Origin of the sequence: Gemella cuniculi DSM 15828, assembly GCF_000425665.1 — a bacterium.
GTDB lineage: Bacteria > Bacillota > Bacilli > Staphylococcales > Gemellaceae > Gemella > Gemella cuniculi.
This window is the reverse complement of sequence record NZ_KE384433.1, coordinates 43,654-61,735: the sequence shown is the minus strand read 5'-3', so window position 1 is coordinate 61,735 and position 18,082 is coordinate 43,654. Positions and strand designations below refer to the sequence as shown.

At 32.3% G+C, this 18,082-nt stretch carries 16 protein-coding genes; 14 read left to right on the top strand and 2 right to left on the bottom strand.

Translation table 11 applies throughout. The features are described 5' to 3' along the window. Positions 1-7: 7 nt before the first annotated feature. From carB to pyrE, 6 genes are all read left to right on the top strand, one after another. Positions 8-3,184 (top strand): carbamoyl-phosphate synthase large subunit, encoded by a 3,177-nt coding sequence (gene carB, locus H612_RS0107895; RefSeq protein WP_027130950.1) that lies wholly within the window; start codon positions 8-10, stop codon positions 3,182-3,184. 98 nt (positions 3,185-3,282) lie between these two features. Beyond that, positions 3,283-3,471 (top strand): Imm51 family immunity protein, encoded by a 189-nt coding sequence (locus H612_RS10310; protein ID WP_245570471.1) that lies wholly within the window; start codon positions 3,283-3,285, stop codon positions 3,469-3,471. 185 nt (positions 3,472-3,656) lie between these two features. After that, positions 3,657-4,421, top strand: coding sequence for a dihydroorotate dehydrogenase electron transfer subunit (locus tag H612_RS0107885; RefSeq protein ID WP_027130949.1), 765 nt, complete (start codon positions 3,657-3,659; stop codon positions 4,419-4,421). 9 nt (positions 4,422-4,430) lie between these two features. Beyond that, positions 4,431-5,351 carry a dihydroorotate dehydrogenase gene (locus H612_RS0107880; RefSeq protein ID WP_027130948.1) on the top strand — a complete coding sequence of 307 codons (921 nt, stop codon included), beginning with the start codon at positions 4,431-4,433 and terminating at the stop codon, positions 5,349-5,351. A gap of 17 nt (positions 5,352-5,368) precedes the next feature. After that, positions 5,369-6,067 carry an orotidine-5'-phosphate decarboxylase gene (pyrF, locus tag H612_RS10195; RefSeq protein ID WP_027130947.1) on the top strand — a complete coding sequence of 233 codons (699 nt, stop codon included), beginning with the start codon at positions 5,369-5,371 and terminating at the stop codon, positions 6,065-6,067. 33 nt (positions 6,068-6,100) lie between these two features. Continuing rightward, positions 6,101-6,715 carry an orotate phosphoribosyltransferase gene (gene pyrE, locus H612_RS10190; RefSeq protein WP_027130946.1) on the top strand — a complete coding sequence of 205 codons (615 nt, stop codon included), beginning with the start codon at positions 6,101-6,103 and terminating at the stop codon, positions 6,713-6,715. Between the two features lie 289 nt (positions 6,716-7,004). On the opposite strand, the gene H612_RS09365 is transcribed toward pyrE, so the two are convergent. Both H612_RS09365 and H612_RS0107860 read right to left on the bottom strand, forming a co-directional pair. Continuing rightward, complete coding sequence (locus H612_RS09365; RefSeq protein WP_245570470.1) at positions 7,005-8,381, bottom strand: hypothetical protein; 1,377 nt, start codon at positions 8,379-8,381, stop codon at positions 7,005-7,007. 1 nt (position 8,382) lies between these two features. Next, a complete protein-coding gene (locus H612_RS0107860) occupies positions 8,383-9,126 on the bottom strand; it encodes an ABC transporter ATP-binding protein (RefSeq protein ID WP_027130945.1) in 744 nt (247 codons plus the stop codon). 428 nt (positions 9,127-9,554) lie between these two features. Here H612_RS0107860 and rpsL point away from each other — a divergent pair, with 428 nt between their 5' ends. The 8 genes from rpsL to H612_RS0107820 all read left to right on the top strand — a co-directional run bounded on the left by rpsL (position 9,555) and on the right by H612_RS0107820 (position 18,081). Next, positions 9,555-9,974, top strand: a complete 420-nt coding sequence (rpsL, locus tag H612_RS0107855) for a 30S ribosomal protein S12 (RefSeq protein WP_003146927.1) — start codon at positions 9,555-9,557, stop codon at positions 9,972-9,974. A 46-nt stretch (positions 9,975-10,020) separates the two neighbouring features. Continuing rightward, positions 10,021-10,491 (top strand): 30S ribosomal protein S7, encoded by a 471-nt coding sequence (gene rpsG, locus H612_RS0107850; protein ID WP_003144697.1) that lies wholly within the window; start codon positions 10,021-10,023, stop codon positions 10,489-10,491. Between the two features lie 102 nt (positions 10,492-10,593). Then, positions 10,594-12,669: an elongation factor G gene (gene fusA / locus H612_RS0107845; protein ID WP_027130944.1), complete on the top strand. Its 2,076-nt coding sequence runs from the start codon at positions 10,594-10,596 to the stop codon at positions 12,667-12,669. Positions 12,670-12,783: 114 nt separating this feature from the next. Further along, the gene (gene tuf / locus H612_RS0107840; RefSeq protein WP_027130943.1) at positions 12,784-13,971 is read left to right on the top strand and encodes an elongation factor Tu; all 1,188 of its coding nucleotides are present in this window, start codon (positions 12,784-12,786) and stop codon (positions 13,969-13,971) included. 216 nt (positions 13,972-14,187) lie between these two features. Further along, positions 14,188-14,349, top strand: coding sequence for a ClbS/DfsB family four-helix bundle protein (locus H612_RS10535; RefSeq protein WP_425402105.1), 162 nt, complete (start codon positions 14,188-14,190; stop codon positions 14,347-14,349). Further along, complete coding sequence (locus tag H612_RS10530; protein ID WP_425402104.1) at positions 14,346-14,504, top strand: hypothetical protein; 159 nt, start codon at positions 14,346-14,348, stop codon at positions 14,502-14,504. Before H612_RS10535 ends, H612_RS10530 begins: the two co-directional genes overlap by 4 nt. 582 nt (positions 14,505-15,086) lie before the next feature. Further along, positions 15,087-15,602, top strand: a complete 516-nt coding sequence (locus H612_RS0107825; protein WP_027130941.1) for a CtsR family transcriptional regulator — start codon at positions 15,087-15,089, stop codon at positions 15,600-15,602. A 4-nt stretch (positions 15,603-15,606) separates the two neighbouring features. Then, a complete protein-coding gene (locus H612_RS0107820; RefSeq protein WP_035500515.1) occupies positions 15,607-18,081 on the top strand; it encodes an ATP-dependent Clp protease ATP-binding subunit in 2,475 nt (824 codons plus the stop codon). Position 18,082: the final 1 nt, after the last annotated feature.

The window sequence follows — 18,082 nt, the reverse complement described above, 5'->3', positions numbered from 1 at the left end:
AATAGCAATGCCAAAACGTAATGATATTAAAACTATTTTAGTAATAGGATCTGGACCAATAACTATTGGACAAGCTGCAGAGTTTGACTATGCTGGAACGCAAGCATGTCTTTCTTTAAGAGAAGAGGGATATAAAGTTATTTTGGTAAATTCAAATCCTGCAACTATTATGACAGATAAAGAGATTGCTGATAAAGTATATATGGAACCTCTTACTTTAGAGTTCGTTAGTAAAATTATTAGAAAAGAAAGACCAGATGCACTACTCCCGACGTTAGGAGGTCAGGTTGGTCTTAACCTTGCAGTTGAACTTCATAAAAGTGGAGTTTTAGATAGATACGATGTTGAATTATTAGGAACAAAATTAAGTTCAATCGAGCAAGCGGAAGATCGTGAACTTTTCAGAAACCTTATGAATAATCTTAATGAACCAGTACCTGAATCAGCAATTATTACAACCTTAAACGAGGCACGTGAATTTGTAGCTGAAATTGGTTATCCAGTAATCGTTCGACCAGCATTTACTATGGGAGGAACTGGAGGAGGAATTTGTTATGATGAAAAAGATTTAGAAGAAATAGTCAGCAGTGGACTTCATTATTCACCAGTAACTCAATGTTTATTGGAAAAATCAATTGCAGGTTTTAAAGAGATTGAGTACGAAGTAATGCGTGATTCTAATGATACAGCTATAGTAGTGTGTAATATGGAAAACATAGATCCAGTAGGTATTCATACTGGAGATTCAGTAGTAGTAGCACCATCACAAACTTTAACGGATAGAGAATACCATATGTTACGTGATGTTTCATTGAAAATAATCCGTGCTTTAAAAATTGAAGGTGGCTGTAATGTTCAATTAGCCCTTGATCCAGAATCATTTAAATACTATATTATAGAAGTAAATCCAAGGGTATCACGTTCATCAGCATTAGCTTCAAAAGCAACAGGATATCCAATAGCGAAAATTGCTGCGAAAATTGCTGTGGGACTAACATTAGATGAAATAATAAATCCAGTTACAAAAAACTCTTACGCTTGTTTTGAGCCGACATTAGATTATGTTGTAAGTAAAATACCTCGTTTCCCATTTGATAAATTTGAAAGTGCAGATAGAAAACTTGGTACGCAGATGAAGGCGACGGGTGAAGTTATGGCAATAGGAAGAACGTATGAAGAAAGTTTATTAAAAGCTATTCGTTCACTAGAGTACGGAGTGCATCATTTGGGGCTTCCCAATGGTGATGATTTTATATTAGAGGATATTTTGGATAAAGTAAAACAAGCTGGTGATGAAAGATTATTCTTTATTGGAGAAGCATTAAGAAGAGGACAAAGCACAAGGGATATTCACGCTATTACAAAAATAGATATGTTCTTTTTGGAAAAGATGCAAAATATTATAGATATAGAACATGAATTAAAAGATAACATAGGTAATATAGGGTTACTAGAGTATGCTAAAAAATATGGATTTTCAGATAAGATTATTGCACATAGATGGAATACAACAGAAGACGAAATATATAAATTACGCCAAGGAAATAATATCATTCCAGTATTTAAAATGGTAGATACCTGTGCAGCTGAGTTTGTTTCTGAAACGCCATATTTTTATTCAAGTTATGAACAAGAACAAGAATCAATTATAAGTGACAAGAAAAAAATTATTGTTCTTGGTTCTGGACCAATTCGCATAGGACAAGGGGTTGAGTTTGATTATGCTACTGTTCATGCGGTGATGGCTATTAAAGATGCTGGTTACGAGGCAATTATAGTAAATAACAATCCAGAAACGGTATCAACAGATTTTACAATTTCTGATAAACTGTATTTTGAACCACTAACAGAAGAGGATGTAATGGCAATTATTAATCATGAATCGCCTATAGGAGTTGTAGTTCAGTTTGGTGGTCAAACAGCAATTAATTTAGCAGCTAAACTAGAAAAACATGGTGTTAAAATACTAGGAACTGCTTTAGAGGAAATAGATAATGCAGAAGATCGTGATAAGTTTGAAGAATTATTGCATAAACTAGATATACCACAACCTTTAGGAAAAACAGCCTTTGATGTAGAAACAGCGGTTAAAAATGCAGAAGAAATTGGATATCCGGTGTTAGTAAGACCATCTTACGTGCTAGGTGGACGTGCTATGGAAATAGTTTACGAAGAATCAGAATTGCGTCGCTACATGAAAACAGCTGTAAAATTAACACCAGAACATCCAGTTCTTACAGATCGATATTTAGTTGGACGTGAGATTGAGGTAGACGCGATAAGCGATGGTGAAACTGTTATTATCCCAGGAATTATGGAGCATATTGAGCGTGCAGGAGTTCACTCTGGTGATTCAATTGCAGTTTATCCACCACAAACGTTAACGGTTCATGAAAAAGAAAAATTAATAGAATACACTATTAAACTAGCGAAAGGATTAAACATTGTAGGATTGCTAAATATTCAATATGTAATAAGTAAGGGAGAGGTATTTGTCCTAGAGGTAAATCCACGAAGTTCGAGAACCGTACCATTCTTAAGTAAAATTACAGGTATTCCAATGGCAAAATTAGCAGCAGGAGCAATAATAGGAGAAAGTCTAAAATCTAAAGGATATGAAACAGGATTGTTATCAGAAAGTATAAATGTTTATACGAAAGTGCCAGTATTTAGTTTCCAAAAGCTTAAAGATGTTGATACTACTTTAGGACCTGAGATGAAATCAACAGGTGAAGTAATGGGAAGCGATAGTACCTTAGAAAAATCGCTGTATAAAGGATTGCTTGCTGCCGGAATAAAAATAAGTGATCAAGGGAATATTCTCTTTACAATAAGTGACGATGATAAAGGAGAGGCATTGGATATTGCTAAGAGATTTTCAAATATCGGGTATAATCTTCTTGCGACAGAAGGGACTGCGAAATACCTAAATGAAAATGGATTAAGAGCAACAGCGGTAGGAAAAATTAACCAAAGTGACTATAGTGTATTAGATGCTATTTACAATGGGGACGTAGATGTAGTAGTTAATACAACATCAAAAGATAAAGATGTAACAAAAGATGGCTTCAAAATTCGCCGTGTTGCAAGTGAACAAGAGATTGTTTGTTTGACATCGCTAGATACGGCAGATGCACTACTAAAAGTTTTAGAATCAATCTCATTTAGTATACTGCCTCTTTAGGAGAAGGTTATCGATTATGTAAAGATTTTGAAGTATGGGATATAATAATTCTTAGTTTCTACATAGAGCAGGATAAATCAGTCGGAATTGGTGAAAAAATGAGTGAGTTGTGTGAATATGCTTATATGAATGGATATAACTGGGAAGCATTCTTTAAGTGTCACTTTCGGGAAAATTATCTAGAAGTATTAGAAGACGTAGATTTTGATCCAGAAGCAGGAATGCTTACAGCACATTACGACTTAACGTCTGAGGATAAATTGGGGCAACTAAGTTTAAAGATATAATAGTCGAATTAATAGAAAATGAAGAGAAGTTATACGCGGTTCTAAAAGAAGAAGCTGATAAATATAGGGAGGAATTATGAGTTGCAACATTTTAATAAAAAGGGGAATAAGGTAACTTTAGAAAATTGATTTTTGTGAAATTGACATTTCAAGTTACTTCCACTTTTTCAAAGAAAGGAGTTTCAATGGATACCTATTTAACAAAGGTAGTTAGCAATGATCAAATTGCAGATAAAATATTTAGAATAGTACTTTGTGGTGATATAGTAGATGTGATGAATACACCAGGTCAATTTGTTAATATAAAAGTAGGTAATGGTCATGAGTTTCTGCTTAGGCGACCGATATCAATTTGTGAAATAAATAAAGAAGAAAAAAAATTTGTTATGATATATAGAATAGAAGGTGCAGGAACACTGAAAATTTCAGAATTAAAAAATGGTGATAAAGTAGATGTTCTTGGTCCGTTAGGAAAAGGTTATGATGTTTATACATTAGAAAAAAATCAAACTGCATTGTTAGTAGGTGGTGGGATAGGAGTGCCTCCTTTGTATGAACTTGCTAAGCAATTTAAAAAACAAGGAATAAAAACCATTCACATATTAGGTTTTAACAATAAAAAAGATGTTTTCTACGAAGAAAAATTTACAGAACTAGGAGACACTTATATAGCAACTGCTGACGGTTCTTATGGAGAATGTGGTTTTGTAACAGATGTCATAAGAGATAAAAAAATTACCTATGATAAGTATTATAGTTGTGGTCCATTTGCGATGCTGAAGGCTTTAACTAAAATGGATGAAGAAAAAATAGGTTATATCTCACTCGAAGAAAGAATGGCGTGTGGAGTAGGGGCGTGTTATGCTTGTATTTGTGAAAAACAAGATGGAAGTATTTCTAGAGTCTGTTACGATGGACCAGTGTATAACTCAAAAGATATAGCTTTATAGGAGAAGAGTATGAGTAAAAGATTAAGTGTAAGATTACCAGGATTAGATTTGAAAAATCCTATTATGCCAGCTTCAGGATGTTTTGCTTTTGGATTGGAATATGCAAATTTTTATGATTTATCAAAATTAGGTGCAATTATGATAAAGGCTGCAACAAAAGAGTCGAGATTTGGGAATCCTACACCAAGAGTAGCAGAAACTTCAAGCGGAATGTTAAATGCCATCGGCTTACAAAATCCAGGTGTTCATGAAATAATGGAAACAAAATTAAAAGAATTGGAAAGATATGATGTACCGATTATTGCAAATGTTGCAGGTAGTGAAATAGATGACTATGTTTATGTTGCAAAGCATATCGGTCGTGCACCAAATGTTTACGCCCTTGAGTTAAATATATCCTGTCCAAATGTAAAGCATGGTGGAATTCAATTTGGAACAGATCCAGAAACAGCTAAAAATTTAGTACAAAAAGTGAAAGAAGTATCTAGTGTACCAGTTTATGTAAAACTTTCTCCTAATGTTACAGATATAGTAACTATGGCAAAAGCGGTGGAAGAAGGTGGAGCAGATGGGATTACTATGATAAATACATTGATAGGGATGAAATTAGATAAGAAAACTGGGAAACCAATTATTGCTAATGGTACGGGAGGTTTATCAGGACCTGCCATAAAACCTGTAGCAATAAGAATGATCTATCAAGTATCTCAAGCAGTAAATATTCCCATAATAGGAATGGGAGGGATAATGAATGAATGGGATGTGATAGATTTCATCTCAGCAGGCGCAAGTGCTGTAGCAATCGGGACAGCCAATTTTTCAGATCCGTATATCTGTCCAAAAATTATAGAAAAATTAGAAAAAGCATTAGATGAACTTGGAGTGGAGCACATACTTGATCTAAGAGGGCGTGCATACAAAAATAATTAATTAAAGGAGTGCTGGTAATGAAAAAAGATGTTATTATTGCATTAGATTTTCCAACATTAGAAACCACCATAGAATTTTTAGAAAAGTTTGGTGATGAAAAACTTTTTGTTAAAGTTGGTATGGAGTTATATCTTCAAAATGGTCCAGTAGTATTAGAAAAAATAAAAAAACTAGGTCACAAAATATTCTTAGACTTAAAGCTGCATGATATTCCAAATACAGTTTATGAGGCGACCAAAGGATTAGCGAAGTTCGATGTTGATATTTTGACAGTACATGGTGCTGGAGGGTATGAGATGTTGAAGGCAGCAAAAGATGGAATGTTAGCAGGAGGTAGTGAAGATACAAAAGTTATCGCAATAACGCAGTTAACTTCAACATCAGAAAAGATGATAAAAGAAGAACAATTAATAAATGTTTCATTAAATGAAAGTGTAATTAATTATGCTAAATTAGCTAAAAAGGCAAATTTGGATGGAGTAGTATCATCTGCTTGGGAAGCACAATTAATACTAGAAAATTGTGGTAAAGACTTCTTGAAAGTAACACCAGGCATAAGATTAGAAACTGATGAAATAGGGGATCAAAAGCGTGTGGCAACACCAGAAATAGCAGCTGAAAAAGGAAGTACTCATATAGTGGTAGGCCGCTCAATCACGAAAGCAAAAAATCCCAGAGCAATCTATGATCTAATACAAGAACAATTTAATAAATAAAAACGGATAAATTAAAATACTAAGGAGAATAAGATGACTTTGAAAAAAAAAATAGCGAGATATTTATTAGAAATTGAAGCAGTAGCATTAAGACCAAATAATTATTTTACATGGACTTCGGGAATTAAATCACCAATATACTGTGATAATAGAATAACTATGTCATATCCAGCGATTCGTCGTAAAATCGCAGAGGGAATGAGCGAAGTTATTAAAGAAAAATTTCCAGAAGCGGAAGTAGTAGGGGGAACAGCAACAGCGGGTATTCCACATGCGGCTTGGGTAAGTGAAATATTGGAATTACCAATGATTTATGTACGAGATTCAGCTAAGAAACATGGGAAGACTAACCAAATTGAAGGACGATTATTAAAAGGACAAAAAGTAGTAATCGTAGAAGATCTGATTTCAACCGGATTATCTTCGCTTAAAGTTGCAAAAGCATTAGAAGAAGGAGGGGCAGAAGTTTTAGGCGTAGTAGCAATCTTTAGTTATGAACTAAGTAAAGCACACGAGGCGTTTTCTAGAGATAAAGTAGAGTATTATACATTAACAAATTACAACTATCTGATAGAAGAAGCGGTAGAAAATAACTATATTAAGCAAGAAGATGTAAAAAAATTATTAGAGTGGAGAAATAATTTATAATTGATAAAATAAAACCTAGTAACTAATCTTTTAGATTGGTTACTAGGTTTTTCGTGTTTTAAAATATTTCATCAAAAACACATTTTTTAACTTTTATGTAGCAGGTGATTAACACCACTAATAGTATAATTGAATAAGTTATTCCTATCACATTTGATAAGTAAGGATAAGAGTAAATAATAAAGTATGTAGCAAAATTTAAAACAAAGAGTAGTATAAAAAATATGGATATAACTATTCCAAAAAGTGTTTGGTTAACACCTCTAGTGCCAAGTTCTACTATATTGTTTCAGTTTAAATATAAGTTATTAAAATCTCTAGCAAAGCTATACAATGATATAGCGATACCAGTTAATATAAATGAAATAATAGTAATTACTATAAAACCAGCAGATTGTTTAGCAAAAATTAATGTAGCAATAAAAATAACCAAAGCGAGAGAAACTTGAAAGAATGTACTAATAATTAATTTTATACGTAGATATTTTTTGAAATCTAATGGTAATGACTTCAGTTGATAATAGCTTTGCTGTTCCAGTGAAATTGCAACTCCGGAAAAATTTATTGGATTGCTCATCATAAGTAAGGCCATCGAAAAACCAAAGCATATTGCAACAGGATAAAATTCACTTCCTAAGTAAAAGCCTTCAGATCTTCTAATTTGAACAATGGCTCCAGTTAAAAATACAAGTCCAAACAAGTTATTAGAAAACGCAGTTGCAATCAAAGTACCATGTGAAAAAAGTCTTATATTTCTCTTAATAAGTTTAATGTTAAGTGAGTTATATTTCTCTGAATTTCTTTTATTATTAATCTTTTTCTCAGAAGCTTTTTTTATTGTTCCGTTCGAAATTCTATGAATATCACTAAGATATTTTTTTGCGATTAATCTGTTAACTAAAAAGATAATTATTAATGACGTTGCAATTAAAATACTTAAATTAATATATGAATGAGAAATATCATTAATTAAGATATTATAAAGAAAATCTCCTTCGTATGATGAAGTAAGTATTTTACGATTCGATGATAACAGTTCAGTGCTAGCAATAAAGTATCCAACGCCTAAAAGTAATCCTACTACAATGATTATACCATTAATTTTATTTTTATTTTTTTCAAAGTTTGGAATATAGGTTATAAATGATAGTAGAATCATTAATCCTCCTACAATGATAACTGCGAGGGATAGACTATAAATTAAAACCACTATTACTTTAATTAAAGAAAATGAATCCTGTAATGCAACTACGTAATTAATTATAAATATAGGAAGTAGTAATCCAGCCATTTGAAAGATTAGCACTAAAAATTTACTAAAAAATAATTCTCTATCATTTATAGGAAGTGGTAATAAAGCTAGGGTATCTTTACTTTCATAGAACATATTTAAAAATATTGTTGATAAAGAAAGAGCAATCAGTACAGAAAAAAAGATAATCATATATTTATACGAAGTTCCTTTTAAAATACTGCTGAAAAGTGGATTTCCCATAAAAATTATAAAAATAAAAGAAGTTATGAGATTTATAAAACAAAGGTTTTTAAAAATCTTTTTTCTAATATCAGCAGTACCTTTGAATTTTTTTCTATATTTTGCTGTTTGTAGAGGATTGATATATATGAGATTTGTTAAAAATAAATTTTTTATAATTTTAAAACGCATATTAAACACCGCCTAAGTTATAACGATTCGCTTCTTTTACAATATTTAAATAAATTTCTTCTAGACTACTTCCTACATGTTGATTTTTTAACTCAGCCAAGGTTCCAATAAAAACTAATTTTCCTTTACTAAGTATTCCTATTCTATCGCAAAGATGTTCAGCAACTTCAAGTACATGAGTAGAAAATAGTACACTATTTCCTTTTTTTTTGTGTTCTTTCATTAAATTTTTCAAATCAAATGCGGCCTGTGGATCTAAACCAGTCATTGGTTCATCCATTATCCAAAATCTGGGCTCTGAAATAAGGGCAGCTATAAGAAAAACTTTTTGTCGCATACCATGTGAAAATGATTCAATGGCTTGATGTTCTACACCTATCATATTGAATAATTTTGAATATTTATAAATTCTATCTTCTTTTACTTTATCATCAAGTTCATAAAGGTCACCGATTAAAGACCAATATTCATAAGCGGATAAAGTAAGAAACATATCTGGAGAATCTGGAACATAACCAATTTGTTTTTTGCATTCAAGTCTATTATTTTTGAGATTTTTATTATCAAAAAGGATCTCACCACTTGTGGGTTCAATAAGGCTAACTAAGGATCTGATGGTAGTAGATTTTCCAGCACCATTGTGGCCAATAAGACCAAAAATTTCCCCATCATTGATAGTAAGATTGAGATTTGATAGTGCTAGCTTTGTATCGTATTGTTTTGTTAGATTTTTTATTTGTATCATAAGAAAGACTCCTCCTAGTAAACGCTTTTCTTTAGTATAACATATTCAATTATAAATTGTAACTTAAGAAGTTAGCTGTTCAAATAATGTTGATTATGGTCATAAAATAAAGATTAATGAAGATAGTTTTATGTTTTAGAGTGATATACATGATGATTTTTATAAAAAGTAAACAATATAGGAGAGATTTATTAGTTATGATACACCTGGTAATGTGTAAAAATAATTTATTGTAAGAACAACTTTAAAAGATAACAAAAAAATAAAAAAAATACTTGACAATAAAAAATAAAAATGTTATTATTTAGTACGTGAGTGTTTAGAGCACTCTGTGTAAAGCCGCAGTGGCTTAAAAAAATTTAAAAAATTATGATTCACCTGGATATGTGATTCATAAAAAATACTAAGGAAAGGAGGAAACCAAGGACATGCCAACTATTAATCAATTAGTTCGTAAACCTCGTAAATCAAAAGTATCGAAATCAGATTCACCAGCTCTTAACAAAGGGTATAACTCTCAAAGAAAGAAAGAAACTAATATTTCTTCACCACAAAAAAGAGGGGTTTGTACTCGTGTTGGGACTATGACACCTAAAAAACCTAACTCAGCTTTACGTAAATATGCACGTGTTCGTTTATCAAACCAAATCGAAGTAACAGCATATATCCCAGGTATCGGACACAACCTACAAGAACACAGTGTTGTACTTATTCGTGGAGGACGTGTAAAAGACTTACCAGGGGTACGTTACCACATTATCCGTGGAGCTTTAGATACTGCAGGAGTTAACGACCGTAAACAAGGACGTTCACTATACGGTGCTAAAAAACCAAAAGAGAAAAAATAATTAGATAAAATTTGATAAAAGAATATTGTGAAAGGAGGCAAATACTATGCCACGTAAAGGTCCAGTTGCGAAACGTGATGTTTTGCCAGATCCAATTTATAACTCAAAATTAGTTACAAAATTGATTAACAAATTAATGCTAGATGGAAAACGCGGTACAGCACAAAGAATTTTATATTCTGCGTTTGATTTAATCAAAGAAAAATCAGGACGTGATGCTATGGAAGTTTTTGAAGAAGCATTAAATAATATTATGCCTGTTCTTGAAGTTCGTGCTCGTCGTGTTGGTGGTTCTAACTACCAAGTACCAGTAGAAGTTCGTGCTGAAAGAAGAACTACATTAGGTCTTCGTTGGTTAGTTAACTATTCTCGTTTAAGAGGAGAAAAAACTATGGAACAACGTTTAGCTAATGAAATTTTAGATGCAGCAAATAATACTGGTTCAGCTGTTAAGAAACGTGAAGATACTCACAAAATGGCTGAAGCTAATAAAGCATTTGCTCATTATCGTTGGTAATTATAAGGTGAATATCAAGCTATTTTATAGCTTGAGTTTTTCACTATAAAAGACAAATTACTAAAATTATTATAAAAATTAATGAAAGGAGAAAATTGACTCATGACTAGAGCGTTTTCTTTAAAAGATACTCGTAATATCGGTATCATGGCTCACATCGATGCAGGTAAAACTACTGCGACAGAGCGTATTTTGTTCTACACTGGGAAAATCCACAAAATTGGAGATACTCACGATGGTAACTCTCAAATGGACTGGATGGAACAAGAACAAGAACGTGGTATTACTATTACATCTGCTGCAACAACTGCTCAGTGGAAAAACCACAGAATCAACATCATTGACACGCCAGGACACGTAGACTTCACTGTAGAAGTTGAGCGTTCGCTTCGTGTACTTGATGGATCAGTTGCTGTTCTTGATGCACAATCTGGTGTTGAACCACAAACAGAAACAGTTTGGCGTCAGGCAACAACTTATGGAGTTCCTCGTATAGTGTTCGTTAACAAAATGGATAAAACAGGAGCTGATTTCTTATATTCTGTAAGAACAATCCATGATAGATTACAAGCTAATGCACACCCAATTCAACTTCCAATTGGAGCTGAGGATTTATTTGAAGGGGTTATTGACCTTGTTGAAATGAAAGCTATCTACAACGAAGGAAGTGTAGGGGAAAATCTTGTGGAAAAAGAAATCCCAGCTGAATATCAAGAACAAGCTGAGGAATATCGTGAAAAATTAATCGAAGCTGTTGCAGAATTCGATGAAGATTTCATGGAAAAATATTTAGGTGGAGAAGAGATTACGGTAGAGGAGCTTAAAGATGCTATTCGTAAAGCTACTTTATCAGTAGAATTCTTCCCTGTAGTGTGTGGATCTGCATTTAAATATAAAGGTGTACAACCAATGTTAGATGCTGTAGTAGCCTACTTACCATCTCCATTAGATGTGCCAGCAATTAAAGGTACTGATCCAGATACTGAAGAAGAAGTAGAAAGACATTCTTCTGACGAAGAACCATTTTCAGCATTAGCTTTCAAAGTTATGACTGACCCATTCGTAGGGAAACTTACATTCTTCCGTGTATATTCAGGTGTTCTTTCATCTGGTTCATATGTTAAAAATTCAACTAAAGGTAAACGTGAGCGTGTAGGACGTATTCTACAAATGCACGCTAACACTCGTAATGAAATCTCTGAAGTATATGCTGGAGATATCGCTGCTGCTGTTGGGCTTAAAGATACTACAACAGGGGATACACTTTGTGATGAGAAAAATGAAGTTATTTTAGAATCAATGGAATTCCCAGAACCAGTTATCCAACTTTCAGTTGAACCAAAATCAAAAGCTGACCAAGATAAAATGGCTACAGCATTACAAAAATTACAAGAAGAAGATCCAACATTCCGTGCTGGAACAGATGAAGAAACTGGACAAGTTATCATCGCTGGTATGGGTGAGCTTCACTTAGATATTATCGTTGACCGTATGCGTCGTGAATTTAAAGTTGAGTGTACAGTAGGAGCACCAATGGTATCTTACCGTGAAACATTCAAGCAAGCTGCACAAGTGCAAGGTAAATTTACTCGTCAATCTGGTGGACGTGGACAATATGGGGATGTATGGATTGAATTTACTCCAAACGAACCAGGTGCAGGATTTGAGTTCGAAAATGCTATCGTTGGTGGGGTAGTTCCTCGTGAATACATCCCAGCTGTAGAAGCAGGACTTAAAGATTCTATGGCGAATGGTGTATTAGCTGGGTATGAATTAATCGATGTTAAAGCTAAATTATTCGATGGATCATACCACGATGTCGATTCATCAGAAATGGCATTTAAAGTTGCCGCTTCACTTGCATTAAGAGAGGCTGCTAAAAAATGTAATCCTGTTATCTTAGAACCAATCATGAAAGTTGAAGTAGTTATGCCAGAAGAATATCTAGGAGATATTATGGGAGATATTACTTCACGTCGTGGACGTGTTGAAGGTATGGAAGCTCGTGGTAATGCACAAGTAGTAAGTGCACAAGTTCCATTATCTGAAATGTTCGGATATGCGACGTCACTACGTTCTTCAACTCAAGGACGAGGAACTTACACTATGGTATTTGATCATTATGAAGAAGTACCAAAATCAATTTCAGAAGAAATTATTAAGAAAAATAAAGGATAATAGATTTTATTCTTTATAGTTGCAATTTTAATTGTAAAATTATAAAATATAGTTATCATAGGTTGCTATGTGACTAATGTATATTAAATTAATTTTAAGGAGAGAATTTAAAAAATGGCAAAAGAAAAATTTGACCGTAGTAAAACACATGCTAACATTGGAACAATTGGTCACGTTGACCACGGTAAAACAACTTTAACAGCTGCTATCGCAACTGTTTTAGCAAAAACATATGGTGGGGAAGCTAAAGACTATGCTTCAATCGATAACGCACCAGAAGAAAGAGAACGTGGTATTACAATTAACACTTCTCACATCGAGTATGAAACTCCAAAACGTCACTACGCACACGTAGACTGCCCAGGGCACGCTGACTATGTTAAAAACATGATCACTGGTGCTGCACAAATGGACGGAGCTATCTTAGTAATTGCTGCTACAGATGGTCCTATGGCTCAAACTCGTGAACACATTTTATTATCACGTAACGTTGGAGTACCAAAAATTGTTGTATTCTTAAACAAATGTGATATGGTTGATGATGAAGAATTATTAGAACTTGTAGAAATGGAAGTTCGTGAATTATTATCTGAATATGGATTTGATGGAGATGATGTACCTGTAATCAAAGGTTCAGCTCTTAAAGCTCTTGAAGGAGATGCTGATGCAGAGAAAGCTATTATCGAATTGATGGAAACAGTTGATGAGTACATCCCAACTCCAGAAAGAGATAATGCTAAACCATTTATGATGCCAGTAGAGGACGTATTCTCAATTACAGGACGTGGTACAGTTGCTACAGGACGTGTTGAACGTGGACAAGTTAAAGTTGGAGATGTAGTAGAAATCGTTGGATTAACTGAAGAACCAGCTTCAACTACTGTAACAGGTGTTGAAATGTTCCGTAAATTATTAGATTATGCTGAAGCTGGAGACAACATAGGTGCGTTATTACGTGGTGTTGCTCGTGAAGATATTGAGCGTGGACAAGTTTTAGCAGCTCCTAAAACAATTACTCCACACACTCAATTCGTTGCTGACGTATACGTATTATCTAAAGAAGAAGGAGGACGTCACACTCCATTCTTCTCAAACTACCGTCCACAATTCTACTTCCGTACAACTGACGTAACAGGAGTGGTTACATTACCAGAAGGTACTGAAATGGTTATGCCTGGGGACAACGTATCAATCAACGTAGAACTTATTTCTCCAATCGCTATCGAAGAAGGAACTCGTTTCTCAATTCGTGAAGGTGGACGTACTGTAGGTTCAGGTGTTGTTACTTCAATCGTTAAATAATTTAATTGATTAGTATAAAAAGCAAGATGATATAAACATCTTGCTTTTTAATTTTTTAAAATATTGTGTAAGTAGACTGGGGGAAAATAACTATGTGTCAATATAGTTCTAAAGAAGAATTAATTAACGAAATAAGAAAAGTGTTTAAAAATATATAGATGAATTTGATGAAATTTCTGAAAATGATAAGGATTTAAGGCTATTTGAAGTCGATAGATATCTGCTGAAAATCTTTCTTACCAGTTAGGTTGGACTACGTTTCTATTAAAATGGGAAAATGATGAACTTGAAGGAAAAGAAGTTAAAACACCACATGGAGATTTTAAATGGAATGAATTGAGTAAATTGTATAGTTGGTTTTATACAGAAATAGTATGAGTTTAGAAGAATTAAAAAACAATTTAAAAATAAATGTAGATAATATATGTACATGGATAAAGAATATTTTAAAAGAATTATTTTTACCACATAAAAGAAGATGGGCAGATGAAGCAACTAAAACAGCTATTTTGTCGATTTGGAAATTTATTTAAGTAAATACAGTAGGACCATTTAAAACATTTAGAATTGAAGTTAGAAAGTGGAAAAAATTAAGTGTTACGATGAAGAGTAATAATTTTTAAAATAAAAAATTATAATAAAAATATTTGCGGTCTCTAAAAGTAGGGTGTATAATGGGAGTGTATAGTATTAATATGGGAGGTTTTTACTATGAGTGCAATATTTTCAGTTATAGCCACGACTTTTTATATAGGGATGGTGGTAATGCTCACTCCGAACTTTGATAAAACTAAAGAGTAAGGATAAAAAATGAAATTAGAATTAATTATTAGAAATTTGATTTTAAGAATTAATTCTAATTTTATTTTAAATATATTAAAGGTAAATTTTAATGATATTAAGGTTCAGATAAAAAGGTTTTAATCAACTCATTAATAGCTAGAAAGATAAAATCATAAAGAAAATACTTTTTATAGTTTGTTATATAACTTGAAATTGTAAAATATAATTTTAAAGATTGAAATCCTTTAATATTGTATTTTGGTGTACAAAATAGAAAATCTGTAGTATAATTTATTTAAAGGTCAATTTTAGTCAATAAAGGAGGTGGCCTTATGAATAATATGACAGATATTCTTGAACAATATATAAAAGAATTGTTTAAAGAATCTTCAGAGGATCATATAATAATAAAAAGAAGTAATGTTGCACAAAAATTTGATTGTGTACCATCTCAGCTGAATTATGTAATAAAGACACGTTTTACTCCTGAACATGGTTTTATAATTGAAAGTAAAAGAGGTGGAGGAGGATTCATCAGAATTACTAAAATTACTCTGCATACTGATAAAGATTATATTGATTATTTGATAGAAACGGTTGATAAGGATGTAATTGAAATTGATGAGGCATTAAGACTTATAAAAATTTTACTTGATAAAGAATACATTACAAAATTTGATTATAATCATTTTGTTGATACTATAGAAGTAATTACTAATGTTCATAACCAATTTTTAAATTTTGTTGACGAAGGTATAGCTGAGGAAATGAACTATAATACTAAAATGAATTTGAAAGTTTTGGTGGTTAAGTTTTTAACTAACATAAAATACAATAAGAGAGGATAGGATTATGTATATAAGATTTAATGAAACAGCTCTTATGGTTTTAACAACAGCAAAGGAAGAAGCTAATGATTTTGGAGTTAAAGCTGTAGGAACAGAGCACTTACTTTTAGCAATGCTCAGTATGAGTAATACCCTTTCTTGTAGAACGTTGAATAAATATGGAATTTATTATGACGATTTTAGAAAGAATGTAGCAGAGTTTTATGAAACAGAATTAGAGGGAACAGATTTTTATAAAAATGTTCTTATGAAGATTGAGTATACGAATGGTTCTGTAAGAACTATAGAAAAGAGTCAGCAATTTGCGGATGATACTTCAAGTTTTGTGGTTACTAGTGAACATCTACTATTATCTCTTTTAAATGAACAAAATAGTACTGCAGTTAGATTGTTAACTGATAAACTTAGCATAAATACTGAAGTTGTTATTGCAGAATTATTTGAACTATTGAAGCAAAGTCAGGGATTATTTGCAAAGTTATTTGATGGATTTAAAAAATTAGATATGCCTGAGGATAGCTCTGAAAAAACAAAAACTCTAAATTCACTAGCTAAGGATTTAACAAAAGATGCTTTTAATAATAAGTTAGATCCAGTTTTAGCGAGAGACAAAGAAATCACTAGGATGATCGAAATATTAAATAGAAGAACAAAAAATAATCCAGTTTTAATAGGAGAACCTGGTGTAGGGAAAACTGCTATTGTAGAAGGACTTGCTGAAAGAATTATTTCTCAAAATGTTCCAAGTAATTTATTGGGAAAACGTGTGATGGTTCTTGATATGGGAACTTTGTTGGCAGGAACAAAATATCGTGGAGAATTTGAGGAAAGACTAAAAAATATTATTTCTGAAATAGAAGAAGCTGGAGATATTATTTTATTTATTGATGAGATTCATACTATTATTGGTGCGGGAGGAACTGAAGGAAGTGCAGATGCCTCTAATATTTTAAAACCAGCACTATCTCGTGGATTAATTCAATGTATTGGAGCAACCACTACAGAGGAATATAGAAAATATTTTGAAAAAGATGCAGCACTTGAACGTAGATTTCAACCAATTAAAGTTGAAGAGCCAAGTACAGAAAATTCTATTGAGATTTTAAGGGGATTAAGACATAAATATGAAGAACACCATAATGTAGAAATCCTTGACGAAGCATTAGATGCTGCTGTAAAGTTAAGTACTACATATATCACTGATAGGTATCTTCCTGATAAAGCTATAGATTTAATAGATGAGGCATGTTCAAAAGTTAAATTAAGATTTTATAAATCACCTGAAAAATTAAAAGAATATGAAGAAGAATTGAGTAAACTTAATAAAGAAAAAGATCGTGCAGTAGTAAATCAAGAATTTGAAATTGCAGCAAAAAAACGAGATGAAGTTAATAAAATTATTAATAAAATTGAGCAATTTAAAATTTCTTGGCAAGATAGTTTGACTAAAGAAAAAATAAAAATTACTTCTGATCATATTGCAGAGGTATTAGCTGGCTGGACTGGAGTACCAGTAACTAAACTGACTGAAACTGAAAGTGAAAGGTTACTGAAACTTGAAGAAATTCTTCATAAGAGAGTTATTGGGCAAGATGAAGCTGTTATAAGTTTAGCAAAGGCTGTAAGACGTGCAAGAAGCGGTTTTAAAGATGAGAATAGACCAATAGGAAGTTTTATTTTCTTAGGACCAACAGGTGTAGGGAAAACGGAATTGGCGAAAAGTTTATCAGAAGCATTATTTAGTTCAGAAGACAATATGATTAGAATTGATATGAGTGAGTATATGGAACCACATTCAATAAGCAGATTAATAGGGGCACCTCCTGGATATGTTGGATATGAAGAAGCTGGTCAATTATCAGAGCAAGTGCGTCAAAAACCTTATTCAGTTGTGTTATTTGACGAAATAGAAAAAGCACATCCATCTATTTTTAACATTTTGCTACAAGTTTTAGATGATGGACGATTGACTGATGCTTCAGGTCGCACAGTAGATTTTAAAAACACAATCATAATAATGACATCAAATGTAGGTGTAAGTGAACTAAAAGATCAAAAATTTGTTGGCTTTGGTGGAAGCGAATCAATAAAAAATGATTATAAAAATGTTCAAAATACGATGATGGAGGCATTAAAAAAACAATATCGACCAGAATTTCTTAATCGTATTGATGATATTATCGTCTTTAAAACTTTGGAAAAAGAGGAATTGGAAAAAATTTCTGAATTGCTAATAAATGGCTTATCAAAACGTCTTGAAGATAGAGATATTACAATTAAGCTAACTAAAAAAGCTATGGCGAAAATTGTAGAAGATGGAAGTATAAAAGAATATGGGGCAAGACCATTAAAACGAAGTATCCAAAAAAATATTGAAGATTTATTAAGTGAAGAATTGTTGAGAAATTCTGAACTTACAGGTACTATAAATATTGATTATAAAAACGATAAATTCGTAGTAAAAAAAACTAAGAGGTAAC

Coding starts and splice junctions, on each gene's coding strand:
- carB (WP_027130950.1), top strand. CDS start 8: ATGCCAAAACGTAATGATATTAAAACTATTTTAGTAATAGGATCTGGA.
- H612_RS10310 (WP_245570471.1), top strand. CDS start 3,283: ATGAGTGAGTTGTGTGAATATGCTTATATGAATGGATATAACTGGGAA.
- H612_RS0107885 (WP_027130949.1), top strand. CDS start 3,657: ATGGATACCTATTTAACAAAGGTAGTTAGCAATGATCAAATTGCAGAT.
- H612_RS0107880 (WP_027130948.1), top strand. CDS start 4,431: ATGAGTAAAAGATTAAGTGTAAGATTACCAGGATTAGATTTGAAAAAT.
- pyrF (WP_027130947.1), top strand. CDS start 5,369: ATGAAAAAAGATGTTATTATTGCATTAGATTTTCCAACATTAGAAACC.
- pyrE (WP_027130946.1), top strand. CDS start 6,101: ATGACTTTGAAAAAAAAAATAGCGAGATATTTATTAGAAATTGAAGCA.
- H612_RS09365 (WP_245570470.1), bottom strand. CDS start 8,381: ATGCGTTTTAAAATTATAAAAAATTTATTTTTAACAAATCTCATATAT.
- H612_RS0107860 (WP_027130945.1), bottom strand. CDS start 9,126: ATGATACAAATAAAAAATCTAACAAAACAATACGATACAAAGCTAGCA.
- rpsL (WP_003146927.1), top strand. CDS start 9,555: ATGCCAACTATTAATCAATTAGTTCGTAAACCTCGTAAATCAAAAGTA.
- rpsG (WP_003144697.1), top strand. CDS start 10,021: ATGCCACGTAAAGGTCCAGTTGCGAAACGTGATGTTTTGCCAGATCCA.
- fusA (WP_027130944.1), top strand. CDS start 10,594: ATGACTAGAGCGTTTTCTTTAAAAGATACTCGTAATATCGGTATCATG.
- tuf (WP_027130943.1), top strand. CDS start 12,784: ATGGCAAAAGAAAAATTTGACCGTAGTAAAACACATGCTAACATTGGA.
- H612_RS10530 (WP_425402104.1), top strand. CDS start 14,346: ATGAGTTTAGAAGAATTAAAAAACAATTTAAAAATAAATGTAGATAAT.
- H612_RS0107825 (WP_027130941.1), top strand. CDS start 15,087: ATGAATAATATGACAGATATTCTTGAACAATATATAAAAGAATTGTTT.
- H612_RS0107820 (WP_035500515.1), top strand. CDS start 15,607: ATGTATATAAGATTTAATGAAACAGCTCTTATGGTTTTAACAACAGCA.